This window comes from Xanthomarina arctica, from assembly GCF_014638915.1.
Lineage (GTDB): Bacteria > Bacteroidota > Bacteroidia > Flavobacteriales > Flavobacteriaceae > Xanthomarina > Xanthomarina arctica.
The window spans coordinates 781814-808687 of sequence record NZ_BMFQ01000001.1; the positions used below are offsets into that span (position 1 = coordinate 781814).

Consider the following 26874-nt stretch of genomic DNA (forward strand, 5'->3'; position numbering starts at 1 on the left):
ATGCAAAAGTAAACATTAAAAATGATTCGGAAAGCTACTAATAAAGATATTGATACCATTTTAGAAATTACCCAGGCGTGTGGGTTATTTTTGACGGATATGGGTGTTTTTCAATGGAATGAGTCCTACCCTAATAAAAATATATTTGAAAAGGATGTGCTTAGAAATGAATTGTATGTCTTGGAGTATCAGTCAAACATTATAGGTTGTATGGTGCTTTCAACTTTAATGGATGAAGAATATCTACCTGTTAAATGGTTAACTAAAAATAAGAACAACCTGTATATTCACAGATTGGCTATCCATCCAAATCAACAACGCAAAGGTTTTGCTAAAAAGCTCATGGATTTTGCCGAAGCTTTTGCAATGAAAAACAGCTTTAAATCTGTCCGGTTGGATACGTTTTCTGAAAATATAAATAACCAAAAATTTTACGAACTTCGCCGTTATAAACGCTTAGGTGAAATTTATTTCCCAAACCAAAGTAAATCTTCTTTTTACTGTTATGAACTAGTCTTGTGAGTACAAACATTAGCTTTAAACATATTAATAAATTGGCAATTCCAGCTTTAATTGCTGGAGTGTCTGAGCCTATTTTATCATTAACCGACACGGCCATTGTTGGAAATATAGATATAAATGCAACAGAGTCTTTAGCGGCTGTTGGTATTGTAGGAGCTTTTATTTCCATGTTAATTTGGGTTTTAGGACAAACAAGAAGTGCTATTTCTTCTATAGTTTCACAATATGTTGGAGCTAATAATTTGGATAAAGTAAAAAACCTACCAGCTCAAGCTATTTTTATAATTACGTCTTTAAGCGTTTTAATTATTCTAGTAACTTATCCTTTTGCTGAACAGATTTTTAAACTTTATAATGCCTCAAATCTTATATTAGATTATAGTGTTTCCTATTATGAAATTAGAGTGTTTGGTTTTCCCTTCACCTTATTTACCATAGCTGTATTTGGTGCCTTTAGAGGTTTGCAAAACACCTACTATCCAATGATTATTGCTATAATTGGAGCCACTTCAAACATTGTTCTCGATATTATTTTGGTTTATGGAATTCAGGGACATATTCCTGCATTACATATTCAGGGAGCTGCTTATGCGAGTGTGATTGCACAATTTATTATGGCAATTTTATCCGCCTATTTTTTAATTAAAAAGACACCCATTTCTTTGAAATTACAACTTCCTTTTAATAAAGAAATGAAACGATTTGTATACATGATTCTTAACTTATTTGTTAGAACATTAGCTTTAAATGTCACGCTTTATTTTGCTAGTGCCTTTTCAACCAGTTATGGAAAACAGTACATTGCGGCTTATACCATAGCCATTAATTTGTGGTTTCTTGGTGCTTTTATAATTGATGGATATGCTAGTGCTGGAAATATTTTATCTGGAAAGCTCTTAGGAGGAAAAGAATACCATAAGCTCATTAAGTTAAGTAACAAGCTTATTAGATATGGTATTTCTTTAGGATTGATTATGGCCATAATTGGTAGTATGTTTTATTATTCCTTGGGAACTCTTTTCACTAAAGAACCGGAGGTTTTAGAAGCGTTTTATAACATATTTTGGATGGTTTTAGCCATGCAACCTTTATGTGCCATTGCTTTTATTTTTGATGGTATGTTTAAAGGCCTTGGCAAAATGAAGGATTTAAGAAATCTCTTATTGCTTTCAACATTTTTGGTTTTTGTTCCAGTATTGTTTTGGTTAGATTCTTTAGACTTAAAACTCTATGCCATTTTTATTGCATTTACTTGCTGGATTATAGCCAGAGGTTTCCCTTTAATCATAATATTTAGGAAAGAATTTTTACCACTTTCGAAAAAGAATTAACTTTGAAAAAAAATAAATGATGTTTTCAATAATTAGCTTATTTCAAGAGGTCGATATAAACGAAAAAATTAAGAGTGCTCCAGACGATTCGTATGAAATTGGCGTGTTTATTGGAAGTTTATTGCCTTTCGTTACCCTTGTAATTATTGCGTATGCCATTTATAGATATAATAAGAACAAATCAAATAACGAATAATATGGATTTTTTAAATTTTTTAGGAGGTAATGGATTATTTCTAGTGCTAGCCGTAGTTTTAGTCATTATTTACGTGTATAACCGTAGAAAAAATAGATAGATTATCGCGTTTTTAACCAACCTGTAATACTCAATCTTTCTGTGTTTACAGGTTTTACTTCATGTTCTAAGACTTGGCTCTCAAAAATAACAACACGTCCAGGAAACGGATAAATTACTTTTTCTGTTTCTTGGCCATTTTCATCTAAGTACAAAACCAATTCGCCACCATTTTCAGGCAACCAGCCATCTTCATTTAAATAACAAACAAAAGATAATTTTCGTCTGTCATCATTTTGAAACGTATCCAAGTGCCTTTTATAAAAAGTGTCTGTAGGATATAAAGCATAATGGAATTCTTTATGTAAAATACCCAAGAAGCAGGTTTTATTTAAATAATTGACCAAACTATTTATTTTATTGAAGAACAACATTTCTGCCTCATTGGCTTTTAGTTCATCGATCCATAAAATAACATCGCCTCGAATGGATTTAATAATAGTTTCGTTAACACGATTACCAATTGCGGCTTTTTTAAATCTGTCTTCTTCGTGCTTATTAATTAAGGATTGTCTTAGTTCTAAAACGTCATCGGCAGTAAAAAAATCTTCAACAATACAATATTGCTTTGCTAAAATGTCTTCAATGATACGCTCATATTGAGGATTTTCTACAAAAGGGATTTCTTCAAAAAGTAAGTTCATTGGTTACAAGAAAACAGGTATATAAACAAAAATTATTGCCAATTATTGGCCAAATGTAGTCTAAATTCATATTCCTTTTACAAAACGATTATCTTTGCACTCATAATAAAGTTTACAATGAGTAAAATTAGAATAACAAAGTTATTTTCTTTCGAAACAGGTCACGCACTTTATGGCTATGATGGGAAGTGTAAAAATGTTCATGGACATAGTTATAAACTATCTGTTACAGTAATAGGAACTCCCATTTCGGACACGGATAACGTGAAATTTGGAATGGTTATAGATTTTGGAGATCTTAAGAAAATAGTTAAAAACGAAATTGTTGATGTTTTTGATCATGCAACCGTTTTTAATAAAAACACGCCACATGTCGAATTGGCTAAAGAGCTTTCAGATAGAGGCCATAGCGTACTTTTGGTAGATTACCAACCTACCAGTGAAATGATGGTAATTGATTTTGCAGATAAAATTAAAAAATATTTACCAAGTCATATTTCTTTGTTTTCATTAAAACTTCAAGAAACAGATTCTAGTTTTGCCGAATGGTATGCCTCTGATAATTAGTTTACAATCTCGGTTTTTGGTTTAAAAACCTAAACTATCACAATAAGATTCCACCTTCATAGGAATTAATTATATTTACTTCATGAATATTCCCAAAGGAAAAAAAATTTATTTTGCTTCAGATAATCATCTAGGAGCACCAACGCCAGAAGAATCTCGGCCTCGTGAAAAGAAATTTGTAGCTTGGTTAGATGAAGTCAAGCAAGATGCTGCCGTTATTTTTTTAATGGGAGATTTATTCGATTTTTGGTTTGAATATAAAACCGTAGTACCTAAAGGGTTTACTAGAACCCTTGGAAAGCTTGCAGAAATCAGCGATTCTGGAATTCCTATTTACTATTTTGTTGGAAATCATGATCTTTGGATGAATGGTTATTTTGAAGAAGAATTAAATATTCCTGTATATCATGAGCCCCAAGAATTCACCTTTAATAATCAAACTTTTTTAATAGGTCATGGAGATGGTTTAGGACCTGGCGACATGGGTTACAAGCGCATGAAAAAAGTATTTACTAATCCGTTTAGTAAATGGCTTTTCCGTTGGTTGCATCCAGATTTAGGAGTGAAATTGGCGCAATATCTTTCTGTAAAAAATAAATTGATTTCAGGAGACGATGATGCTAAGTTTTTAGGAGAAGAAAATGAATGGCTTGTACAATATTGTAAGAGAAAACAGGAAGAAAAACATAGAGATTATTATGTGTTTGGACATAGACATCTACCATTAACTATTGACATTAGTGAGAAGTCAAAATACATCAATCTAGGCGATTGGATTGGTTATTATACCTATGGCGTTTTTGATGGGGAATCCATGGAGTTGAAAGAGTATTAATCCTTCTCATGTTCTTCAATATCTTTTCTCAAGTCTAACTTTCTAAACGAAGGAGATACAATCCCTGTAGTTAAAACCGTAATTAATGTCATTGTTCCTCCAAAAACCACTGCAGTTACAGTTCCAAAAAGCTTAGCAGTAACACCACTTTCAAAGGCGCCAAGCTCGTTAGAAGACCCAACAAACATAGAGTTTACTGAAGATACGCGCCCTCGCATATGATCTGGTGTTTTTATCTGTAAAATGGTTTGTCTAATAACCATGGACACACCGTCTGTAACACCGCTAAAGAAAAGTGCCACTACCGAAATCCAGAATATAGACGACAGACCAAAGACAATAATACTGACTCCAAATCCAAAAATAGCCACTAGTAATTTCATTCCGGCATTTTTACTAATAGGAAGGTAAGCGGTTGCCAACATGGTTAAAAATGCTCCTACAGCAGGAGCGGCACGCAACACACCAAAACCTTCACTACCTACTTTTAAAATATCTTGGGCAAATATGGGAAGTAAAGCAACAGCACCTCCAAAAAGTACCGCTACCATATCTAAAGTTAAGGCTCCTAAAACGGCTTTGGTTTTAAAAACAAATTGGAGGCCTTCTTTTAAACTCTGCATCACAGGTTCTCCAATTTTAGGATTCAAAATAGGTTTCTTTTTTATTCTAAATAAAACGATAAACGAAAACATTACCAAGCCAAACACAAAGCATAAAGACCAATGAACTCCAATAGCACTAATTAAAAAACCAGCAGTTGCAGGTCCCAAAACAGACGCCATTTGCCAAGTGGAACTACTCCAAGTAGCCGCATTTGGATAAATTTTCTTTGGAACAATTAATGCGATTAAAGAGAAAATGGTTGGTCCGAAAAAGGAGCGTATAAAACCCCCAAAAAACACCAAAGCATAAATGCAATATAGAATCGTATTTGTTGACCAATCTGCAACAATTCTGGGCCATGTTAATAGGAAAAGCCCTAAACTTATAAGTGAGAAAAAGGCAATACATTTAGCTAGTAAATTTCTTTTTTCATTTTGATCCACAATGTGTCCTGCAAACAAGGCCATGGACAGAGCTGGAATAATTTCCATTAGGCCTATAATACCCAAAGATAAAGGATCTTTGGTAATACTATATACTTGCCATTCTATAATAATAAATTGCATAGACCAACCAAAAACCAAAGCAAAGCGTAATAGGAGAAATATATTAAATTCTTTTATCCGCAAAGCGGCGTAAGGATCTTTTTTTGCCATATGATCTTCCTGTGAAAGTAGGAACCTTTTAATTATTTAAAGTCCTAAAAGGTTACAAAAACCTGAAAGGACTATTTTAGAATCTTTTACAAATGTAAAATAACCTGATGCATATTTTTAATTTTTCACGAGTTTAAACTCAACTCTTCTATTTAAAGCACGACCTTCATCTGTATTATTGGATGACATTGGAAACCTATCACCAAAACCTTGAGCAATAATTCTAGTGGGATTTAAACCTTTTGAAATTAAGTATAAGGCAACATTTTTGGCTCGAAGAAGAGATAATTCCTCATTTCTTTTTTCACTTCCAACGTGATCGGTATGACCATAAATTTCAATGGACAAGGTTTTATGTTTTTCTAAATAATTATATAATTGATCGAGTTCTTTAATAGAGGCATCTAATAAATTTGATTTATTGAAATCGAATTGCACATTTTGAAGCGTGTAAACCGTATTTTCTTCTAGAACCTGATAATTTTCTATATTATTAATTGAAATCTCCTTTGTTTTTCCAACTTCAAAAGGAATGACACTTATGTCGTCCAAGTAATAATAAGATGCATCTGGATGTTTAGATTCTTGAATTTTAATGGTTGCCAATTTTTTGTTCGGATCAAAATTTCCAATAATAAAAAATTGCTCAAATCCTTTAGATACAAAGTCGAAAGTTACTAGTTCCCATTGTTCTTTTTCGGTGTAAAACTGAAGGCTGTATATTATGGTGAAATGGCTTTTTTCAATGTTATTTAGAATGGAGTTTACATTAATTACTTTATCTGATGAAGATTTTAAAGGCTTATTTAAAAATAGTACACCAAGATCTTTAATAGCATGGCTAGAATTTGCTGCTAGATTGATATAAAACGATAAAGTGTATTTTTCTCCTTTTGTCAAAACGTTTAAAAATTCTCCTTGGATGTATTCTCGATAATCTTCGGGAGCCATCACATACATTCCGGCATAAGCCTTCCCTGTTTTAGGATTTTGATTTCCAAAGAAATTTGTAAAACCGATAGCTTTACTACAAGAATTAAAATAATCTGTAGACCCTAAATTAGGTATGGACCATTGTGATACGTTTTTATTGAAATTACCAAGGTGTTCTGGGCAGTATTTAAATTCTTCAAAACTTGGATTAAGAACAAGGTTTTGAGCCTGACAAAACAGAACAAGAACATTGAAAAATAAAATGTAAATTGTTTTTACCATGTCTTAAAATGCTAAAAATATTATTCCCTAAGATCTCTCAATTTCAATTGTAGCGAGGTATTGCCTTGCCAATGATTTTCGTCTATAGTATAAACGGCTTTAAATAATTGGTTGTCCTTAATTAAATGAAGCTTGTCTCCTAAGTTAAAACCAATGCACACTAATTTGTCACTTCCTGGTTGTTTTACTGTAATGCGCAAATGCTTATCCTCTTCCCCAACACATTTTCCGTAACCTGTATCCTTAAGGTCTTCAGACATAAAAACAGGAGTCATATTTCCTGGTCCGTAAGGTGCAAATTGACACAATATGCGCCATAATTTGCCATCTATTTGGGCTAGATTAATATTGAAGTCTATTTTAATTTCTGGAACGAGTAAATTTTTATCAATGGTTCGAGAGACTTCATCTTCAAAAGCTTGTTTAAAGGCTTCGTAGTTTTCTACTTTTAAAGTAAGGCCGGCGGCGTATTTATGACCTCCAAATTGTTCGATATGTTCAGCACAAGCTTCCAATGCATTATAGACATCAAATCCGGAAACCGAACGTGCCGAAGCTGCGAGACTATCGCCACTTTTTGTAAACACTAAAGTTGGTCTGTAATAGGTTTCTATAAGTCGTGAAGCCACAATTCCAATAACGCCTTTATGCCAAGTTTCATGATATACAACCGTTGTAAAACCCTCTTGTTCGTTGTTGTTTTCTATTTGTAAAAGAGCTTCTTCCGTAATGCGTTTATCTGCTTCTCTTCGGTCTGTATTAAAAGCTTCAATTTCTTCAGCATAAGTTTCTGCTAAATTATAATCGGTTTCACTTAGTAAAGTCACAGCATAATTACCATGTTTCATGCGTCCTGCAGCATTGATTCTAGGAGCTACAATAAAAACAACATCTGTAATGGTTAAAATATCTTTTTTAACTTGATTGATTATGGCTTTAATTCCAGGGCGTGGATTGGTATTTATTACTTGCAATCCCAAATAAGCTAAGACTCTATTTTCGCCAACAATTGGAACAATATCAGCGCCAATGGCGGTGGCCACCAAATCTAAATAGTCGGTTAATTCTTCAACCGATTTACCTTCTTTTGAAGCCAATGCCTGAATAAGTTTAAAGCCAACACCACAACCACAAAGTTCTTTAAACGGGTAATTACAATCGTCTCGTTTTGGGTCTAAAACAGCAACTGCATTTGGAAGGTCTTTTCCAGGTCTGTGGTGATCGCAGATGATGAAATCGAGGCCTTTTTCTTTAGCATAAGCAACCTTGTCAATGGCTTTAACGCCACAATCTAAAGCGATAATTAAGGAGAAATCGTTATCGTGTGCGAAGTCGATACCTTTTATTGAGACACCATAACCTTCGTCGTATCTATCAGGAATATAGGTAGCAACTTGATCTGTTCTTGTTTTTAAATAGGTTGACATTAATGCGACTGAAGATGTGCCATCTACATCATAATCTCCAAAAACTAGAATATTTTCATTATTAGCCAAAGCAAGTTCAATGCGTGCAACAGCTCGATCCATATCTTTCATTAAAAACGGATCGTGTAAATGTTCTAGACTAGGTCTAAAAAATGTTTTTGCATCTTCATACGTTTCGATACCACGTTGCAACAACAACGTAGCCACGACCTCATCTATTTGAAGAGACTTTTGTAAGAAAGCCAATTTACTAGCCTCAGGTTTTGGTTTTAGAGTCCAACGCATTTTGAAAGTTATAAGTTTTAAGTGCCTAAAACACCTAAAGTTGTTAAAAATGAACTCTAAGTACTTATAACTTTAGAGTACTTTAGGCACTTTAAGTTTTATTTATTATGATAATGAATCGAGGTCTTTACGGTTGCAAACTTGCGAAACATTTCCATGACTCCACAATATTTATCAACGGATAAATCGACTGCTTTTTTAATTTTATTTTCGTCTAAATGGTCGCCATAAAAATGATATTCTACTGAAACTGTATGGTAATATTTTGGATGCTCTTCAGTTAATTCGCCAAATGTATCCATTCTAAAATCGGAGATATTCACTTTCATTTTATCTAAAACAGAAACGACATCCAAACCTGAGCAACCAGCAAGTGCTGAAAGCATCATGGCTTTCGGACTTAAGCCAGAACTATGTCCGCCATTTTCTGGACTTGTGTCCATTAAAACCGTTTTTCCGTTTGGATTATCCGATTCAAATTGCATGTTACCTTTCCAGTGAGTTGTTACTTTATTTGTCATTTTTAAAAGTTTTAAGTTAAAAGTACTTGAAGTGCACTAAAGTTAAGATTTATGAAGTTGTTATTATGAGAAAATAAAATTCACTTCAAGTATTTTAGGCACTTAGAACTTTAGGCATTATATTTAATCAAAAATACCAATAAAATTTAGACTATGCCATTAGTAACACCATTATCAGCAGAACACGATTTAGAAACTAGAGAATTAGCAGAATTCTTTAATGAAACGCTTGGGTTTTGCCCAAATTCGGTATTAACCATGCAACGCAGGCCAGCCATTTCTAAAGCTTTTATTAATTTAAATAAGGCTGTTATGGCAAATGAGGGTCGAGTGACTTCCGCTTTAAAACGAATGATTGCTTGGGTTTCAAGTAATGCAACAGGTTGTAGGTATTGCCAAGCACATGCCATTCGGGCCGCAGAACGTTATGGCGCAGAACAAGAACAACTAGATAATATTTGGGAATATAGAACGCATCCTGCTTTTAATGACGCTGAACGTGCGGCTTTAGACTTTAGCTTGGCGGCAAGTCAAGTGCCTAATGCGGTTGATGAAACAATAAAATCACGTCTTTACGAACATTGGAATGAAGGTGAAATTGTAGAGATGCTTGGAGTTATTTCACTTTTTGGATATTTGAATAGATGGAATGATTCTATGGGAACTTCTATTGAAGAAGGCGCTGTAGAAAGTGGTAATCAATATTTAGGTAAGAACGGATGGGAGAAAGGGAAGCATCTTTAATTCCTGCGGAGGCAGGAATCTCTATTATTAGAACGCTTCATTTTTTGATACATTAGATTAAAACCTGCTCAAAAATTGAGTGGTTTTTTTCTGTCCTATTTTAAAACCATCCTAGTATTTAGATTTGTTATCATAATATAAAAAAGTAAAGGTGAAATTTCATGTCTTAACAAATTTCTTTAAGACAATTTATCTTGGCTTTTAAATATTGGAAAGAATGGAGACTTATTTAATAATTGGAGCAGTATCAAGTTTTATCATTGGAATTTGTCAAGTGTTAAAGTTAGGATTGTTAATTAGATTACGGCAACATAAAAAACTTCATCCTGAAGCTACTATAAAAGAAATTGAAAGTTTTGAAAAAAATACTAAATCAATTAATTATTTTTTGATTGGCAAAATAAATAATTCTGAAAAAAGTTCAGAATTGCAATGATTATTTACCCTTTAAGGGCTTCCCTCCAACCACAATCACAATTTCCCCTTTTGGAGGTTTGTTCGTATAATGTTCAAGAACCTCTTTGGCAGATCCTCTAATGGTTTCTTCGTAGAGTTTAGTAAGTTCACGGGATACGGAAATTGGTCGGTCTTTACCAAAATATTCACAAAAATGTGTAAGTGTTTTAATGAGTTTATGTGGGCTTTCGTAAAAAATAATAGTTCTAGTTTCCTCAGCTAAAAGTAACAATCTAGTTTGTCGTCCTTTTTTAACCGGCAAAAAGCCTTCGAAAACAAATTTGTCGTTAGGCAATCCGCTATTTACCAGAGCTGGAACAAAAGCTGTCGCTCCTGGTAGGCAATCTACTTCAATGTTATTTTCAACACATGCACGAGCAAGTAAAAACCCTGGATCTGAAATAGCTGGGGTTCCTGCATCACTTATTAAAGCTATTGTAACGCCACTTTTTATTTTGTTTATTAAACCTTCAACCGTTTTATGCTCGTTATGCATATGATGAGATTGTGAAGGTGTAGAAACCTCAAAATGTTTTAATAATTTACCTGAAGTTCGGGTGTCTTCAGCTAAAATTAAATCGACTTCTTTTAAAACCTCAACAGCTCTAAAAGTCATGTCCTTTAAATTACCAATAGGAGTAGGTACAATATAGAGTTTACTCATTAATTAAATTTACTTTCAATAATTTCCATGAATCGGGTTTCGTATACTTCTTTTTCTTTCCAGTTTTTGTAATCTGGTTTGACAACATTTTGGATAAGATTTTCAGCTTCTGCAAAAGAACTAGATGTGTTTATTTGAGAAATAACTCTATCATAATCTGAGACTTCCCCATTAAACAGGTGTTTAATAAAAGCCAGTTTGTCGTTTAAATCAATATTTAAACCTCTACTTTTTAGTTTATCGTTTAAAGATTTTTTAACATCATCTTTAACCTTAGTTTTATCCACTGGGTCAAATTCTGGCATGTTATTAAATCCAGCCGTTATTTCTTCAAAATCGTTTTTATGATGTTTTATTTTTGGAAAGGCTTTTTCAAAAAGAGCATCCATTTGTTGCGCTTCTTCAGGCATTTGTGCCACCATATCTTTTATTTTTTCAATTGCAGGCTCCATAATATCATCCTGGTCTCTATCGTCTAAGTTTACATAGGTTCTGTCTTCAAATTCTATGTTATCGCTTACTTTGTTGTTAAATGCTACATCTAGCATTCCAAAGAAAGAGGAATCGCTACCAATAGTTGGTAGATCGTTATTGAAATTCTCTTTAGCGAATTTTAAAACGGTCAATTTTTCATAAAGCGCAGCCACTTCTTTGTGCATTTTGTCTATATTATCCTGACCTTTTAACTTCAAAATTCTATGGGCAATGCTCATTAATTCGGCTTCAAGTTTCTTCTTCATAACTTTTAAGATTTAATCTATTTTATGCGTTTGATTTTTAATAAATTTACGCCACCTTTATACAAAACGAAATAAGACTTTGTTTTAGTGTTAAAATTACAAAATGTTTCTCGAAAATACAGTAAATCATAAAGAACAATTTGGTTGGATTGAAGTAATCTGTGGTTCCATGTTCTCAGGAAAGACGGAAGAATTGATTCGTAGACTAAAGCGTGCGCAATTTGCAAAGCAAAAAGTGGAAATTTTTAAACCTACTATAGACGTGCGTTACGCCGAAAATATGGTGGTGTCTCATGATGCAAACGAAATTAGATCAACTCCTGTTCCTGCGGCTGCCAATATACCAATTCTAGCCGATGGTTGCGACGTGGTTGGAATTGATGAAGCCCAGTTTTTCGATGACGAGATTGTTCGTGTTTGCAACGATTTAGCTAATAAAGGCGTTCGTGTTATTGTTGCTGGATTGGATATGGATTTTAAAGGAAATCCATTTGGACCTATGCCAAACCTTATGGCAACTGCAGAATATGTTACCAAAGTTCATGCTATTTGTACTAGAACAGGAAATTTAGCGCAATATAGTTATAGGTTATCTAAAAATGACAATCTGGTTTTATTAGGGGAAGTAGATGAATACGAACCTTTAAGTCGTGGGGCTTATTATAAAGCCATGACAAGAGATAAAGTTAGAAGTATGAAGGTGAATGATGCCGAAGAAATCTCTACAAAATCTAATAAATAGTATGCCTAAAACGCAAGAAACCGTTCTTGAGGTAGATTTAAATGCGTTACAGCATAATTATGATTATCTCAAATCTAGAATTACAAAGGGTGCCAAATTATTAGTGGTTGTAAAAGCCTATGCTTATGGGAGTGATGCTCAGGAAATTGCTGGATATTTGCAAAACCTGGACGTAGCATACTTTGCTGTTGCTTACACAAATGAAGGTGTGGCGTTAAGAGATGCTGGAATTACCAAACCTATTTTGGTTTTGCATCCGCAACCTTTTAATTACAAAACAATAATGGCCCGTTGTCTAGAGCCTAGTTTATACAATTTTAATAGTTTCAATCAGTTTATTGAAGCGGCTGCCCTAGAAAATCAACAAGATTATCCCATTCATATAAAATTTAATACAGGCTTAAATAGATTGGGTTTTAATGAAGATGATATTAAGGCTGTGGTCGATAAATTAAAAGCGACTTCCTCTGTAAAGGTGAAATCGATATTTTCCCATTTAGCAGCCAGTGAAGATTTAAATGAAAAGGATTTCACATTAGATCAAATACATTTGTTTCAATCCATTTCGGAGTCCTTCATAAAAATTATTGGATACAAACCCATGTTGCATTTATGCAATACGTCTGGGATTTTGAATTATCCAGAAGCACATTTGGACATGGTAAGAAGTGGGATTGGAATTTATGGCTTTGGAAATTCAGAATTAGAAAACAAACATTTTACACCTATTGCCACATTAAAGTCTGTTATTTCGCAAATTCATAGCATAGAAAAAGGCGAAACGGTTGGCTATAATAGAGCTTATAAAAGTGATTCGTTTATAAAAACAGCAACCATTCCTATTGGTCATGCAGATGGTATAGGTAGACAGTATGGTAATGGAAAAGGCTATGTAACCATTCATGGAAAACCAGCTTATATTGTTGGAAATGTCTGTATGGATATGATTATGGTGAATGTTACAGATATAGATTGTAAAGAAGGCGATACCGTTATTATTTTTGGGCAACATCCTAATGCCACGCAGTTTGCTGAAAGAGTAAATTCTATTTCTTATGAAATAATTACAGCCATTTCACAGCGTGTTAAACGATTGATTATTAAATAATTTCCATTTCAGTTTTTTTTATTTAAATTCGTAGTTACTAACTATTTAAAAACACTTATTATGTTAAAAGAATTCAAGGAATTTGCCATGAAGGGCAATCTGGTTGATATTGCTGTTGCCTTTGTAATGGGTGCCGCTTTCAATAAAGTAGTAGCTTCCTTTACAGGAGGGATTGTTTCTCCATTGATAGGGTTAATATTCAATGCAGATTTTAAAGATTTAAAATATGTTATTACTGAAGGCGTTGTAAATGATGCTGGCGAAGTGGCTGGCGAAGTGGCCATTTTATATGGTGATTTCTTAACCAATGTAATCGATTTTGTAATCGTTGCTTTTGTAATGTTTATGGTTATAAAAGGGATTACTAGAATGAAGAAAAAAGAAGAACCAGCTCCTACTCCAGCTGCTGGACCAACGGATAACGATTTGTTATTGCAAATTAGAGATTTATTAAAAAAACAATAAATACTGTTCTTTATAGATTTTACAAAAACAGCTTCAAAGTGAAGCTGTTTTTTTTTATGCTTTTTTTTAAACGTCAACATGAATTAATGTATAAATTTGTAATATAAATTTACAATTTTATGAAAGTAGCAGTAGTAGGAGTAACGGGAATGGTTGGAGAAGTTATGTTAGAAGTTTTGAAGGAAAGACGATTTCCTATAACTGAATTAATTCCAGTGGCTTCTGAAAAATCTGTTGGAAAAATAATTTCATTTAAAAATAAAGATTTCCAAGTAGTCTCATTGGATACAGCTATTTCAATGAAACCAGATATCGCCTTATTTTCAGCAGGAGGAGAAACTTCTTTAGAATGGGCTCCAAAATTTGCTGCAATAGGTACCACTGTAATAGATAACTCTTCGGCATGGAGAATGGATTTAAACACGAAGTTGGTTGTTCCAGAAATTAATGCGAATACCTTAACAAAATCAGATAAAATTATTGCCAATCCAAACTGCTCTACCATTCAAATGGTAATGGCATTGGCTCCTTTGCATAAAAAATATAAAATTAAACGCATTGTAGTTTCTACCTATCAATCCATTTCTGGCACAGGTGTAAAGGCTATCAAACAATTAGAAAACGAGCTAGCTGGAGTTAAAGGTGAAATGGCTTACCCTTATCCAATTCACAAAAACGCCTTACCACATTGCGATGTTTTTGAGGAGAATGGTTATACAAAGGAAGAGATGAAATTGGTGAGAGAAACCCAAAAAATTCTGGACGATAAAACCATTTCTGTTACAGCTACTGCTGTGCGTATTCCTACGTCTGGTGGACATAGTGAAGCTGTAAATGTGGAGTTTGAAAACGATTTTGTTGTCACTGAAGTTCGTCAATTATTAAGTAATACGGAAGGCATTGTAGTGCAAGATAATACAGATGTAAACTTGTATCCAATGCCTATTTATGCACAGGGAAAAGACGATGTCTTTGTTGGAAGAATAAGAAGGGATGAATCACAACCCAACACTTTAAATTTATGGATTGTAAGTGATAATTTAAGAAAAGGTGCCGCTACAAATACCGTTCAGATAGCCGAATACTTAGTGAAAAACAAGCTGGTTTAAATTCGTTGTGCCTCTATATTTTTTAATTTTTTTCAGTTTTTTCACAGTTTTTGTACACTTATAGTATATTTATTGCTAAATAGTTGTAATTAGTGTAAATTGCATACTATTTTGTTATGAATGGATAAAAATTACATTACCCTATTTACTATTTTAATAATTTGCCTTGGATTTTTTTCTTGCGCATCAGACGATGACTATGTGCCAAATCCAATAGCCACTCCTGAGTCTGGACAAACGTCTCCTGTTCATTTTAACATAGACGAAGTGCCTTATCAAACACTTTCCGAATACAATTTTTTTGATGGGGAACTTAAAAACTTAGAACCTGTTTATGGGGTATTACCTTTTGAGCTTTCTTCGCCACTTTTTTCCGATTACGCGCTCAAAAAACGATTTATCTGGATGCCAAATAATGTGAGTGCAAATTATATTACCGAGGGTTCTATTCTAGAATTTCCGATAGGCACCATTCTTATTAAGAATTTTTATTACGAAAATGTAATACCAGATTATAGCTCTAAAATAATTGAAACCCGTTTAATGATTAAAAAATCTGAAGGCTGGGTTTTTGCTGAATATGTTTGGAATGAAAACCAAAACGATGCGACATTCGATTTAAATGGAAGTGATGTTTTTGTGCAATGGAATGAAAACAATCAAACCAAGAGCGTTAATTATAGAGTGCCATCTGGCCCCGAATGCCATACCTGCCACAAAACTGGTGATGTGTCTATTCCAATTGGGCCTAAACCTAGAAATTTAAATAAGCTTTTTAATTATGGAGATGAGACTAAAAATCAATTAGAAAAATGGGTTGAGATGGGATATTTAGAACCTTCTTATCCAGACAATATAACCGTCTTACCTAGTTGGGAAGATACGTCTCAATCTTTGGAATTAAGAGCTAGATCGTATTTAGACATTAATTGTGCCCATTGCCATTCGGAAGAGGCTCATTGCGCCTACAGACCAGTTAGATTTGATTTTGAATCTACTGGAATTCCTATCAATTTAGGAATTTGTGTCACACCCGATGAACAAATACCTGATTCAGGATTAACCCATATTGTTAATCCGGGTTCTTTTGATAGATCAGTTTTATATTATAGAATGAATTCGGTTATAGAATCTGAAAGAATGCCACTTATGGGTAGAACACTAAAACATGAAGAAGGTGTTCAATTAATAAAAGAATGGATCAATTCCCTAACAATACAATGCAATTAAATATTAAAATCATGAAAAAAACTATCTTACTATTTACTTTATTGCTATGTGGCTTTAGCACCATAGCTCAAGTATTAAATCAAAATGCAAATTGGCCTAATTCTAATTGGTCCTTAGCAGGCACTTATGATACTGATCCGTTAATATTTACAGGAAACCCTACTACAAATTCATCGAATTTTTCGTTCGATGACGATCAAGGTGGTAGTGGATCCTTAAACAATGTTGCCGCACAATCTCCTATTGTAAACTTAACAAACGCGTATAATGCTGGCGAAACTGTATTAACAGTTAGCTCAAACTATGTTTTAAATGTGTATCAGACTGAAACCATAACGGTGCAGTATTGGGATGCGGATTCAAGTACATGGACTAACTGGGGGACACCTTATGGAACTACAACGCCTAATGCTCCAAATGTTAATTTTTGCTCCGGTACATTTGCAGTTTTTGAAAGTGTAGAATTAAATATCTCTAATTTTTCAAGTACCCAATTATCTGGTTTTAGATATAGAATTCATTATAGTGATAATGGGTCTTTTGGTTGGGGAATGTGTTTTGGATCGCCTAATATCTCCTCTTCAACACCGCCTGCCTGTATGGTTGTTACTAACTTAAGTGTTTCAGGTATTACGCACAATGCCGCAAATATAAGTTGGGAAGTAGGAAGTGATGAAACAGCTTGGGAAATAGGGGTGCAATTGGCCTCATCCGGAGCTCCAAACTCTGGAACACCAACAAATTTAAATAATCCGTATCCAGTTTCAGGTTTGGCTGCTAACTCAGATTATAGAGCTTATGTAAGAGCAAATTGCTTAACAGATGGTTATAGCGAATGGGTATCAATAGATTTTACAACAAACGATTCACCACCAATGCCGGGAGATTTTGTTTTTATTAGAGATAATAGTATTTCCATGAGTGGGACTAGTTATGCCGTTGTTGATATGAATAATGATGGGATGGACGATTTAATTGCAGCAACCTCAGCAAGCATTAATATTAATCATCAAACATCAGGAGGTTTTGCTTTCACAAATTTTCCAGCTCCAGCTAATTATGGTCCAGGTTGGAGTATTGCAGCAGGAGATTTAGATGGAAATGGTTATAACGATTTATTATATGCTGCTGGAAATGGCGTTTCTTTTGTAACTGCTAATAGCGATGGAACGGCTTACTCACAATTTTTTAATACTACAGCCTATGTTTTCTCTCAGCGCTCAAATTTTGTAGATATTAATAACGATGGGGATTTAGATGCCTTTGTTTGTCATGATGTGCAACCAAATGTTTATTTTATTAATAATGGAAGTGGTGGTTTAACGTATTACCAAGGACCTTCTACTCCAGTTCCTAATGGAATTGGAACACATCCAAACGGAGGGAATTATGGAACTGTTTGGGTTGATTATGATAATGATAGAGATATAGATTTGTTTATTGCCAAATGTCGAGGTGGAAATGTTACACATAAAATTAATGAATTATGGAGAAACGATGGCAATGGGGTTTATGTGAATGTAGCGGAAAATGCTAATATGGCCGATCCTATTCAAACTTGGTCTTCGGCCTGGGCAGATTTTGATAATGATGGAGATATGGATGCTTATGTTGGAGCTAGTTCTTCGTCTGATGGATCTCATAAATATATGATTAATAATGGCGATGGTACTTTTACAGATGCTACAGCGGCGGCAAATATTTCTGGGGCACCTTTTGGTATAGAAAATGCACCTGGAGATTTTAATAACGATGGTTATGTCGATATTTTATCTAATGGAAGAATATTGCTTAACAATGGAGATAATTCATTTTCAATTATTTCAACAGATATGCCACCTAGTGGTGCCATTGGGGATGTTGATGGAGACGGGTTTTTAGATGTTTTTAGCGGTAGTCTTTATAAGAATAATGGCGGAAATGGTAATAATTATGTTATGATTCGCACACAAGGGGTTCAAAGTAACTATAATGGTATTGGAGCAAGAATAGAAATCCATACAGATTCTGGAACACAAATTAGAGATGTAAGAAGTGGGGAAGGTTTTCAATATATGAGTTCTCTAAATGTTCATTTTGGACTTGGAACAGATACGGCTATTAACAACTTGGTTATTTATTGGCCTTCTGGAGTTGTAGATAATATTCAGAATCCAGACATAAACATCTTGCATACTATAGTTGAAGGGCAATCTTTAAGTGTGCAAGACGAAACACTTTCAGACTTAGTGATGTATCCGAACCCAACCGAAAATGTGCTTAATTTTTCATCTTCAGCAGATATAGCTAATAAAGTTGCCACTGTTTTTGATGTGAATGGAAAGAAAATATTCAGTTCAAAATTAAGTAATAAGTCGTTAGATGTGTCTAAACTTCAAGCTGGTTTTTATATTATTAGATTGGAAGAAAAAGGAAAAATAATTAATAGAAAATTCATTAAAAAATAAGAGATTTTTACGAATCAAAAAGTCACTCCTTGGAGTGACTTTTTTTTTGTTTATAAAATAATATTTAGGAGTATCATTAATTTAACCAGTTTGAATTGAAATAAAAAACCTTGTCGAAAAACAGGTGAAACTGCTTAAAAACAAGGTTGTAAAAATAATTGATTAATAGCTCTGTAAAGATAATACAAAAGCTAGTTTAAAAATGGATTATATTATGGTTGGTAAAAATTACTGTAGGGTTGGTAGAAATTTGGAGTAAATATGTATTAACTATACTTCACTTTTCTTAAAATCCGAACAGCTTCTTTATAAAGTATATAGGCTTCTTTATTATGAATTTTTAAAAAAGGTTTGGCTTCATGCAACTTATCGATGGCTTCATGAAACAGATTTAAATAGCAAATAAGATAAGCTGCAGGAAGGTTTTTTAAATCGGTTTCTTCATTTTTATTTAAAGCGATCCCTTTTTTTAATTTTTCCAAAATAGCATTATTGGCATTGTAAATATGATGAAGTACTTTTTTATCGTATTGAGGTGCTTCAAAAATTAATGTAGTGTCAATATTGTAACTTGCGTTATCAGAAAACTGAATAACCGTTTCTTCTAATGGATAATATTTATAGGAATTTTGAAGTCCTAAATTTACGTATTCAATAATTTTAAAGGAATCCTCATCATAAGAAATGGATACCTCATCTAATGCTGAATAAAACAAGCGTACTTGCTCATTAATAAATTTTATATCCACACGAGAGTAAAATATCTCGTCTTTAATCTGTTTTTTTTGTCCAGCCCAGCACAATACAAAATATTCTTTAAACACTTTATATTGAGGATTGAAATCTTGGCGCGTTTTTAAAAAATCGAAAACACCATCTAACGTATGTTCAATGTTATTTTGGGAATTGTTTTCAATAGCAGTTACAATTTTAGAATTAACATCCTTTATTTCAACATCATATACTTTAGGCATGCTCATGCTACCATCTCTAAAAAACATAGAGCCTCCATAATATTTCCAGATATTTTTACGAAGCGATGTAATTTTATCTATGGATCTAATGGTTACAAGTCCTACAACTTTATCGTCTGGTAAATGTGGAAATGGAATGTTTTCGTACTGAACAATAGGCGGATTTGTGAGATAAGCATTGATGAGGTTTTGTATTTTACTATCGTCGAAAAAATCGACACCAATTATTTGGTTATCGGCATCTTCAACTCCAATCACGATGTAAGAGTTATTTTTTGGATTAGAGTTTGAAAGGGCACAAACATGTTTTAAAAATTTTGCCTTTCCTTCCTTTTGACCAATATCAATCTGACGCTTTTTATCATAAAAGCTATTCTCATCATTATGAGCGAGTAGGTTTTTTATAAGGAGGCGTTTATTAATCATGGCTATTTCCTGCGAAGGCAGGAATGTTTTTTTTAATTAAAAACTCTTTTTAACAATGGTTGAAGAAGCTTGGGCTGTTGGAAATACTAACAAATCGGCTATGTTTACATGTGGAGGTCTGGTAACAGCAAAATAAATAATTTCGGCAATATCCTCTGGTTGCAAAGCTTTGTATCCTTTATAAACGTTATCCGCAACAGCATCCCCTTTATAGCGTACTTGTGAAAATTCAGTCTCTACCAAACCAGGATTAATGGCGCCAACTTTTATTCCAAACTCGTTTAAGTCTATGCGCATGCCTTCGGTTATGGCAAGAACGGCATGTTTACTAGCACAATACACATTGCCTTTAGGGTAAACTTCTTTTCCAGCCGACGAGCCGATATTTATAATTTGCCCTGTTTTGCGTTCCGTCATTTGTGGAATAACAGCTTTACTTACATACAGTAAGCCTTTAACGTTTATATCTATCATGGCATCCCAATCATCTATATTCCCAGTTTGAATAGGATCTAAACCATGTGCATTTCCTGCATTATTGATTAAAATATCGATGTTCTTAAATGCAGGAGGTAAAGATGCAATCGCTTTCAGTGTCTCTTTTTTATCACTCACATCAAAATTTAAAATATGTACTTCTGTTTGTTCTTGTAATGCTTTTTGTATGATTTCTAATCGTTCTTGTCTTCGGCCACATAAAATTAAGTGAATACCGTGTTTGGCAAATTCTTGAGCAGTTGCTCTCCCAATACCACTTGTGGCACCTGTAATTAAAGCTATTTTTTTCATATTAATAATTTACTATTTTGAGAATTTAATTGGTTGATATTCTTTATCGTAATTCCTCTATAAAAATACTTATTAGTAGATGAATATGATATGCTTATGATTAAATATTTAAGTTAGATTGAATAATGACATTGTTTTTACATGTTAACTCCTAGAAAACAACTGAGTTTCAAATACCCCTACAAAAAGTTTTTGAAGTATATTTAGCAGCTGAAAAAGAACGGTTTTAAAATTATGGACAATTTAGTTACTTATGCATTATCAGTATTTATGGGATTTTTTGCTATTATGAACCCAATAGCAAATACCCCAATTTTCTTGGGCCTTGTTGAAGGCATGGGAAATGAACAAAAAAAACAGATTGCTAAAACTGCTACGCTTACAGCATTTGCAATAGTTGTGGTTTTTGTTATGGCTGGAAAATATATCTTTGAACTATTTGGAATTACCATTCCTGCATTTAAAATAACAGGAGGGATTTTAATTTTCTTTGTTGGATTTGAAATGCTAATGTCTAAGAAGTCTAAAATACAAAGTAATGATGATCCAGATGATAAAAGTAGTTTGGCAATTTCTCCTTTAGCCATCCCAATCCTTGCAGGACCAGGAACTATTGTAACTGCAATGAACTTTGTTACTCATGCCACCTACACTCATATTGGTATTGTTATCGCCATTTTTGGTTTTATGATTTATCTAACCTATTTAGCTTTTTCTTTAAGTGATTTGATTGTAAAAAAATTAGGCGAGAATTTAATTTCTGTTATTGGAAAATTAATGGGATTAATTCTAGCTATCATTGGTACAGGAATGGTTACACAAGGAATTAAGTTAACATTCTTTTCGTAAGTAAAGCAGGTTATTAGATCATTCCTATTAAAAGAATGGGTTAAGCTATTGGTTTAACATTACAAATGCGTCATAAGTTGAAGTGCGAACCTTCGCTATTAATCTTCACTTCCATTTAAAATAATGACAATCAATATCAATTGTTTTAAGTTATTTTGTGGCTTTAAGAGATTATACCTTGTGACTAATTTTTATAAAAATCAGTTTATAAAAGATATTTAGCTTCGGCTTTGATTGATGTTAAAGCATATTTCGATTGTTCATATTTGGAATCATGTCTCAAAAACCTTCATTTAGTTGAAATTTATATTTAAATATTTGTTAAAGCGTAGCATAATTGGTGCTTCTCTTTTATTTTTAACCAATTATTAACAGCATTCAAGCAAAAATTTTAACAATTTGCACCCTCAAATAATGAAACCATATTTGAGCCTTTAAAAAAATAAATATAATGGAAGATACAGGTACAATAGATATTAAGTCAATTAATGAAAAGATAGAAAGAGAGAGTGCTTTTGTAGATTTACTTACTTTAGAAATGAATAAAGTTATTGTAGGTCAAAAACACATGATTGAAAGATTGCTTATAGGTTTGCTTGGTCAAGGACATATTTTATTAGAAGGTGTTCCTGGTTTAGCAAAAACACTTGCTATTAATACACTTGCACAAGCTGTTGATGGAAGTTTTAGTAGAATTCAGTTTACTCCAGATTTATTGCCAGCTGATGTTGTTGGAACCTTAATCTACAACATGAAGCAAAATGATTTCACCATTAAAAAAGGACCGATTTTCGCGAATTTTGTTTTAGCGGATGAGATTAACAGAGCTCCAGCAAAAGTACAGTCTGCTTTATTGGAAGCCATGCAAGAGAAACAAGTAACTATTGGAGACGAAACCTATATACTGGATAAACCATTTTTAGTAATGGCAACTATGAATCCGGTTGAACAAGAAGGAACGTACCCGTTACCAGAAGCACAAGTGGATCGATTCATGTTGAAAACAGTTATCGATTACCCAAAAATGGAGGACGAACAATTAATTGTTAGAGCCAATTTAAGAGGTTTTTTCGAAAAAGTAAATGCTGTTGTTTCCGTTCAACAAATATTAAGTGCTCAAAAAGCTGTTCGTGAAGTTTACATGGACGAAAAAATTGAAAAATACATACTAGATATTGTGTTTGCTACACGTTATCCAGAAAGATATAAACTTGCCGATTTAAAACCATTAATTTCTTTTGGAGCCTCGCCTCGTGGAAGTATTAACCTTGCAACAGCTGCTAAATGTTATGCATTTATTAAACGTCGTGGGTATGTAATTCCTGAAGATGTAAGAGCCGTAGTTTACGATGTGTTACGTCATAGAATAGGTATCACTTATGAAGCTGAAGCAGAAAACATCACTTCAGTAGACATCATCAATAAAATTATTAATGAAATTGAAGTACCATAGGATTTAAGATTTAAGAAATACGAATCGCGATTTCAGAAATCGTAAATCAAAAATCTACAATCGAAAATTCAAAGATGGATACTAAAGAATTACTAAAAAAAGTACGAAAAATTGAGATTAAGACACGTCGTTTGTCTGATCATATTTTTGGAGGTGAATATCATTCAACCTTCAAAGGTCGTGGTATGACTTTTTCTGAAGTTCGCCAGTATCAATATGGAGACGATATTAGAAATATCGATTGGAATGTAACGGCACGATATAACGATCCACATATAAAAGTATTTGAAGAAGAACGCGAGCTAACCATGATGCTCATGGTAGATGTTTCTGGTTCAGAATTGTTTGGAACTGACGAGCAGTTTAAAAACGAAATTGTTATGGAAATCGCGGCGACCTTAGCTTTTTCTGCAACCCAAAATAATGATAAGATTGGGTTGATTTTGTTTTCAGATGCTATCGAATTATATATTCCACCCAAAAAAGGTCGTTCGCATGTGTTGCGTATTATTCGTGAGTTGATAGAGTTTAAGCCAAAAAGTACACAAACAAATATTACAGAAGCTTTAAAATTTTTATCGAATGTGATGAAGAAAAAAGCCATTGTATTTCTTTTAAGCGATTTTATTGCAGACGATTATAAGCAAACGCTAAAAATAACCTCTGGAAGACATGATCTTACAGGAATAAGAGTCTATGATAAAAGCGAAGAATCCATCCCAAATTTAGGAATGGTTCAAATGCAAGATGCTGAATCTGGCGAATCTATGTTGGTCAATACGGCTTCAAAAACCGTAAGACAAGATTATAGTAATTTCTATAATGATAAAGTGGCATATTTTAAAGACAGTTTCGCGAAATCTGGAGCAGGGTCTTTAGATTGTCGTGTGGACGAAAGTTATGTTAAAAAATTATTAGGATATTTTAAAAGAAGAAGCTAAAAGATTTACGATTTATGAATAACGATTTTAGATTTATGAAATGTATCAATTCAAGCTTCAACACGAAAGCATTGAGTCTATTCTCTATTTTCTGTTTTCTGTTTTCTTCAGTTTCTTTTTCACAAGAATTGTCAACAACTATAGATTCTACATCTATTAAAATTGGAGAGCAGATTACATATAAAATTCAAGTGGAGACAGATTCTACAGATTTAGTAGTTTTTCCAGAAGGTCAGACTTTTATGCCTCTTGAAATGATAGAATCTTATAAAGTAGATACTACTAAAAAAGATGCTAGATTTCTACTTGTAAAAAAATACGGGTTAACGCAATTCGATTCAGGGAAATACACCATTCCAAGACAAAAAATCTTAATTGGCGATAAAACATTTTTTACAGATTCCTTAAAAGTACTTGTAAATACCATTCAAGTAGATTCAACAAAACAGGGTTTATACGATATCAAACCTATTATTGAAGTTGAAAAAAGTATTAGTGATTGGTGGAAAACGCTACTTATTATCATTGCATTTATAGCACTAGTTGGAGGCCTACTATATTGGTTTTTATGGCGTAAAAAACCCTTAACAGAAGAGGAAGAAATTGCCTTGCTTCCACCTTACGAACGTGCCAAATTGGCTTTAAGAAAGCTAGATGAAAGTCATTATTTAGAGAATTCAGAAATCAAGGAATATTACTCTGAATTGACTTTAGCCATTAGAAGATATTTAGACGAAAAAGTTTACGATCACGCATTAGAAAGCACCACAGACGAACTTATTACTAGGTTGAATTTGTTAAAAGAAGGCAATCAAATAGATTTAAGTAAAGAAACACTTAAAAATTTAGAAAGCATTTTTAAAAGAGCCGATTTAGTAAAATTCGCAAAATCTGCTCCGGATATTGAATTAGCTAAGTTTGATAGAAACACCATCGATTTAGAAATAGATCATGTTAAGGAAGTGCTTCCAGAACCTACCGAAGAAGAAAAACTTCTAAATCAACAATATAAAGATGCGCAAGCACGTAAAAAGAAACGTAGAAAAATAATACTTACAAGTGTCGCTGCGGTTTTAGTATTGATTGCTGTATTTATAGGTTTTGGTGTGAAGTATGGTTTTGGGTATGTAACAGATACCTTGCTTGGGGACGATAACAAGGAACTTCTGGAAGGCAATTGGGTAAGAAGTGAATATGGAGTGCCACCAATTGATATTTCTACACCTATGGTGTTAAAAAGAGACAATCCGCCAGTTCCAGAAGATGTAAAAGCTAAAATTGAGAAATTAAGCTTTTTCTATGGAACAATTGAAGGAGACTTATATATAAACGTAAGTACCACCACCTTTGAAAATCAAGGTGAAGAAACTGAAAAGAAAGAAATTGATTTAGTCAAAGTAGCAGCAGAAAGTATATCCAACTTAGAGAAAAAAGGAGTTAAAGATATTTTTGTGAAACAAGAAAAGTTTACAACACCTAATGGAGCCGAAGGTTTAAAAACATTTGGAACATTAAAGATTCCATTGATGAGTCCTGGAGATTATAAGGAAGATAATTATGCCTTATTTCAATTTGTTTCAGATAATAAAGAAGTATTACAACAAATTTTGCTGACTTGGCAATTGGATGATGTCTATGCAGACCAAATATCCAACAGGGTTATTAACTCTATAGAACTTAAAAAAGCAGAGCAATAATGTTAGATGGCATTGAATTTTTAAATAAAGAATATTTCTGGTTGTTTCTGTTACTTCCAATAGCGTTGCTATGGTATGTTTTCAAGTTTAATAAACAAACCCCAGAACTTAAAATTTCCAGTTTACAGGGTTTTAAAACAAGTAATTCATTATTGCCAAAATTTAAACACATCTTATTTGTTTTGCGTTTAATGGTATTAGGATTAATAATAACAGCCATGGCAAGACCAAGAACTGTAGATGTCTCAACCAAAACAAAAACGACTAGAGGAATAGATATTGTTATGGCAATAGATGTTTCTGCAAGTATGTTGGCAAAAGATTTAAAACCTAACAGACTTGAAGCCTTAAAAGAAGTCGCGGCAGAGTTTATTAAAGAAAGACCAAACGATAGAATTGGCTTGGTAGAATATGCTGGTGAAAGCTATACGAAGACACCAATTACAAGCGATAAAGCCATTGTATTACGTTCTTTAGAAAGTATCCAATACAACACGGTTATTGAAGGTGGAACAGCTATTGGAATGGGTTTGGCAACTTCAGTAAACCGTTTAAAAGACAGTAAGGCCAAAAGTAAAATTATTATTTTGCTTACAGATGGTGTGAATAATACTGGGTTTATAGATCCTAAAATAGCCAGCGAATTGGCTGTAGAATATAATATTAAAACCTACACTATCGGATTAGGAACAAATGGTATGGCATTAACTCCTATGAGGATTTTACCAAATGGCGAATTTGAATATGGCCGTGCGCAGGTAGAAATAGATGAAGAATTATTGAAGGAAATTGCCGATGTTACTGGTGGAAAATATTTTAGAGCAACCGATAATAAATCGTTAGGCGAAATTTACGACGAAATCAATAAGCTTGAAAAGACAGATATTGAAGAGTTTAAATATTACAATTACGAAGAGAAATTTAGACCTCTTGTTTTATTAGCAGGAATCATTTTGCTTTTTGAACTGTTGTTGAGGTTTTCAATTTTCAGGAGTTTTGTGTAATAAGATGTGGCATTTCCTTGCAGGAGGAAATCTCAAGAAGAAAAAGAATAAAGACAATTAATCTTAAAATATTAATTCCATTCAATCTAATAACATGGTTGAAATTTGGATTTTTAATATTGGAATTTTAAA

27 protein-coding genes are annotated in these 26874 nt (G+C 33.2%); 18 read left to right on the plus strand and 9 right to left on the minus strand.

All coding sequences use genetic code 11. The features are described from left to right. Nucleotides 1–21: 21 nt before the first annotated feature. The 3 genes from IEV77_RS03420 to IEV77_RS03430 are packed head-to-tail and all read left to right on the plus strand — an operon-like array spanning nt 22 to nt 2049. Nucleotides 22–522 carry a GNAT family N-acetyltransferase gene (locus IEV77_RS03420; RefSeq protein WP_188461848.1) on the plus strand — a complete coding sequence of 167 codons (501 nt, stop codon included), beginning with the start codon at nt 22–24 and terminating at the stop codon, nt 520–522. After that, nucleotides 519–1853 (plus strand): MATE family efflux transporter, encoded by a 1335-nt coding sequence (locus IEV77_RS03425; protein ID WP_188461850.1) that lies wholly within the window; start codon nt 519–521, stop codon nt 1851–1853. Before IEV77_RS03420 ends, IEV77_RS03425 begins: the two co-directional genes overlap by 4 nt. Nucleotides 1854–1869: 16 nt before the next feature. Then, nucleotides 1870–2049, plus strand: a complete 180-nt coding sequence (locus tag IEV77_RS03430) for a hypothetical protein (RefSeq protein ID WP_188463012.1) — start codon at nt 1870–1872, stop codon at nt 2047–2049. Nucleotides 2050–2150: 101 nt separating this feature from the next. Here IEV77_RS03430 and IEV77_RS03435 read toward each other — a convergent pair whose 3' ends face one another. Continuing rightward, nucleotides 2151–2792, minus strand: a complete 642-nt coding sequence (locus tag IEV77_RS03435) for a 2OG-Fe(II) oxygenase (RefSeq protein WP_188461852.1) — start codon at nt 2790–2792, stop codon at nt 2151–2153. Nucleotides 2793–2909: 117 nt separating this feature from the next. Here IEV77_RS03435 and IEV77_RS03440 point away from each other — a divergent pair, with 117 nt between their 5' ends. Beyond that, a complete protein-coding gene (locus tag IEV77_RS03440) occupies nt 2910–3359 on the plus strand; it encodes a 6-pyruvoyl trahydropterin synthase family protein (protein ID WP_188461854.1) in 450 nt (149 codons plus the stop codon). A gap of 82 nt (nt 3360–3441) precedes the next feature. Further along, nucleotides 3442–4194 carry a UDP-2,3-diacylglucosamine diphosphatase gene (locus IEV77_RS03445; RefSeq protein ID WP_188461855.1) on the plus strand — a complete coding sequence of 251 codons (753 nt, stop codon included), beginning with the start codon at nt 3442–3444 and terminating at the stop codon, nt 4192–4194. Here IEV77_RS03445 and IEV77_RS03450 read toward each other — a convergent pair. The 4 genes from IEV77_RS03450 to IEV77_RS03465 all read right to left on the minus strand — a co-directional run bounded on the left by IEV77_RS03450 (nt 4191) and on the right by IEV77_RS03465 (nt 8904). After that, nucleotides 4191–5456 carry an MFS transporter gene (locus IEV77_RS03450; protein WP_188461857.1) on the minus strand — a complete coding sequence of 422 codons (1266 nt, stop codon included), beginning with the start codon at nt 5454–5456 and terminating at the stop codon, nt 4191–4193. The genes IEV77_RS03445 and IEV77_RS03450 overlap by 4 nt on opposite strands. Before the next feature lie 117 nt (nt 5457–5573). Further along, on the minus strand, nt 5574–6671 hold the full coding sequence (locus tag IEV77_RS03455) for an OmpA family protein (RefSeq protein ID WP_188461859.1): 1098 nt from the start codon (nt 6669–6671) through the stop codon (nt 5574–5576). 20 nt (nt 6672–6691) lie between these two features. Next, nucleotides 6692–8383 carry a single-stranded-DNA-specific exonuclease RecJ gene (gene recJ, locus IEV77_RS03460; RefSeq protein ID WP_188461861.1) on the minus strand — a complete coding sequence of 564 codons (1692 nt, stop codon included), beginning with the start codon at nt 8381–8383 and terminating at the stop codon, nt 6692–6694. 98 nt (nt 8384–8481) lie between these two features. Further along, entirely contained in the window at nt 8482–8904 is a 423-nt protein-coding gene (locus IEV77_RS03465) for an OsmC family protein (protein ID WP_188461863.1), read from the minus strand. Nucleotides 8905–9057: 153 nt separating this feature from the next. Between IEV77_RS03465 and IEV77_RS03470 the strand changes: the two genes are divergently transcribed. Both IEV77_RS03470 and IEV77_RS03475 read left to right on the plus strand, forming a co-directional pair. Beyond that, nucleotides 9058–9648: a carboxymuconolactone decarboxylase family protein gene (locus tag IEV77_RS03470; RefSeq protein ID WP_188461865.1), complete on the plus strand. Its 591-nt coding sequence runs from the start codon at nt 9058–9060 to the stop codon at nt 9646–9648. 217 nt (nt 9649–9865) lie between these two features. Beyond that, complete coding sequence (locus tag IEV77_RS03475; protein WP_188461867.1) at nt 9866–10084, plus strand: hypothetical protein; 219 nt, start codon at nt 9866–9868, stop codon at nt 10082–10084. Here IEV77_RS03475 and rsmI read toward each other — a convergent pair whose 3' ends face one another. Both rsmI and IEV77_RS03485 read right to left on the minus strand, forming a co-directional pair. Then, nucleotides 10085–10768, minus strand: a complete 684-nt coding sequence (rsmI, locus tag IEV77_RS03480) for a 16S rRNA (cytidine(1402)-2'-O)-methyltransferase (protein ID WP_188461869.1) — start codon at nt 10766–10768, stop codon at nt 10085–10087. Continuing rightward, nucleotides 10768–11508 carry a DUF8457 domain-containing protein gene (locus IEV77_RS03485; protein WP_188461871.1) on the minus strand — a complete coding sequence of 247 codons (741 nt, stop codon included), beginning with the start codon at nt 11506–11508 and terminating at the stop codon, nt 10768–10770. The genes rsmI and IEV77_RS03485 overlap by 1 nt, the downstream gene beginning before the upstream one ends. A 103-nt stretch (nt 11509–11611) precedes the next feature. On the opposite strand from IEV77_RS03485, the gene IEV77_RS03490 reads away from it, so the two are divergent. The 6 genes from IEV77_RS03490 to IEV77_RS03515 all read left to right on the plus strand — a co-directional run bounded on the left by IEV77_RS03490 (nt 11612) and on the right by IEV77_RS03515 (nt 18609). Beyond that, nucleotides 11612–12250: a thymidine kinase gene (locus tag IEV77_RS03490; protein ID WP_188461873.1), complete on the plus strand. Its 639-nt coding sequence runs from the start codon at nt 11612–11614 to the stop codon at nt 12248–12250. A gap of 1 nt (nt 12251) precedes the next feature. Next, nucleotides 12252–13358 (plus strand): alanine racemase, encoded by a 1107-nt coding sequence (gene alr / locus IEV77_RS03495; RefSeq protein ID WP_188461875.1) that lies wholly within the window; start codon nt 12252–12254, stop codon nt 13356–13358. Nucleotides 13359–13418: 60 nt separating this feature from the next. After that, entirely contained in the window at nt 13419–13823 is a 405-nt protein-coding gene (gene mscL, locus IEV77_RS03500; RefSeq protein WP_188461877.1) for a large conductance mechanosensitive channel protein MscL, read from the plus strand. Between the two features lie 119 nt (nt 13824–13942). Next, entirely contained in the window at nt 13943–14932 is a 990-nt protein-coding gene (locus IEV77_RS03505) for an aspartate-semialdehyde dehydrogenase (RefSeq protein WP_188461879.1), read from the plus strand. A gap of 120 nt (nt 14933–15052) precedes the next feature. Further along, complete coding sequence (locus IEV77_RS03510) at nt 15053–16162, plus strand: hypothetical protein (RefSeq protein WP_188461881.1); 1110 nt, start codon at nt 15053–15055, stop codon at nt 16160–16162. 11 nt (nt 16163–16173) lie between these two features. After that, entirely contained in the window at nt 16174–18609 is a 2436-nt protein-coding gene (locus tag IEV77_RS03515) for an FG-GAP-like repeat-containing protein (protein WP_188461883.1), read from the plus strand. A 266-nt stretch (nt 18610–18875) separates the two neighbouring features. Here the strand turns inward: IEV77_RS03515 and IEV77_RS03520 are convergent, their stop codons facing one another. Then, the gene (locus IEV77_RS03520; protein ID WP_188461885.1) at nt 18876–20009 is read right to left on the minus strand and encodes an ATP-binding protein; all 1134 of its coding nucleotides are present in this window, start codon (nt 20007–20009) and stop codon (nt 18876–18878) included. Nucleotides 20010–20045: 36 nt separating this feature from the next. Further along, nucleotides 20046–20798, minus strand: coding sequence for an SDR family NAD(P)-dependent oxidoreductase (locus IEV77_RS03525; RefSeq protein WP_188461886.1), 753 nt, complete (start codon nt 20796–20798; stop codon nt 20046–20048). A 234-nt stretch (nt 20799–21032) separates the two neighbouring features. Between IEV77_RS03525 and IEV77_RS03530 the strand changes: the two genes are divergently transcribed. The 5 genes from IEV77_RS03530 (at nt 21033) to IEV77_RS03550 (ending at nt 26742) form a co-directional block, all read left to right on the plus strand. Further along, nucleotides 21033–21647, plus strand: coding sequence for a MarC family protein (locus tag IEV77_RS03530; RefSeq protein ID WP_188461888.1), 615 nt, complete (start codon nt 21033–21035; stop codon nt 21645–21647). 451 nt (nt 21648–22098) lie between these two features. Beyond that, nucleotides 22099–23100 (plus strand): AAA family ATPase, encoded by a 1002-nt coding sequence (locus tag IEV77_RS03535; protein WP_188461890.1) that lies wholly within the window; start codon nt 22099–22101, stop codon nt 23098–23100. A gap of 74 nt (nt 23101–23174) precedes the next feature. Further along, the gene (locus tag IEV77_RS03540; protein ID WP_188461893.1) at nt 23175–24041 is read left to right on the plus strand and encodes a DUF58 domain-containing protein; all 867 of its coding nucleotides are present in this window, start codon (nt 23175–23177) and stop codon (nt 24039–24041) included. A 14-nt stretch (nt 24042–24055) separates the two neighbouring features. Further along, nucleotides 24056–25738 carry a hypothetical protein gene (locus tag IEV77_RS03545; RefSeq protein ID WP_229736565.1) on the plus strand — a complete coding sequence of 561 codons (1683 nt, stop codon included), beginning with the start codon at nt 24056–24058 and terminating at the stop codon, nt 25736–25738. Continuing rightward, a complete protein-coding gene (locus tag IEV77_RS03550; protein WP_188461895.1) occupies nt 25738–26742 on the plus strand; it encodes a vWA domain-containing protein in 1005 nt (334 codons plus the stop codon). The genes IEV77_RS03545 and IEV77_RS03550 overlap by 1 nt, the downstream gene beginning before the upstream one ends. The last annotated feature ends 132 nt before the right edge of the window (nt 26743–26874 follow it).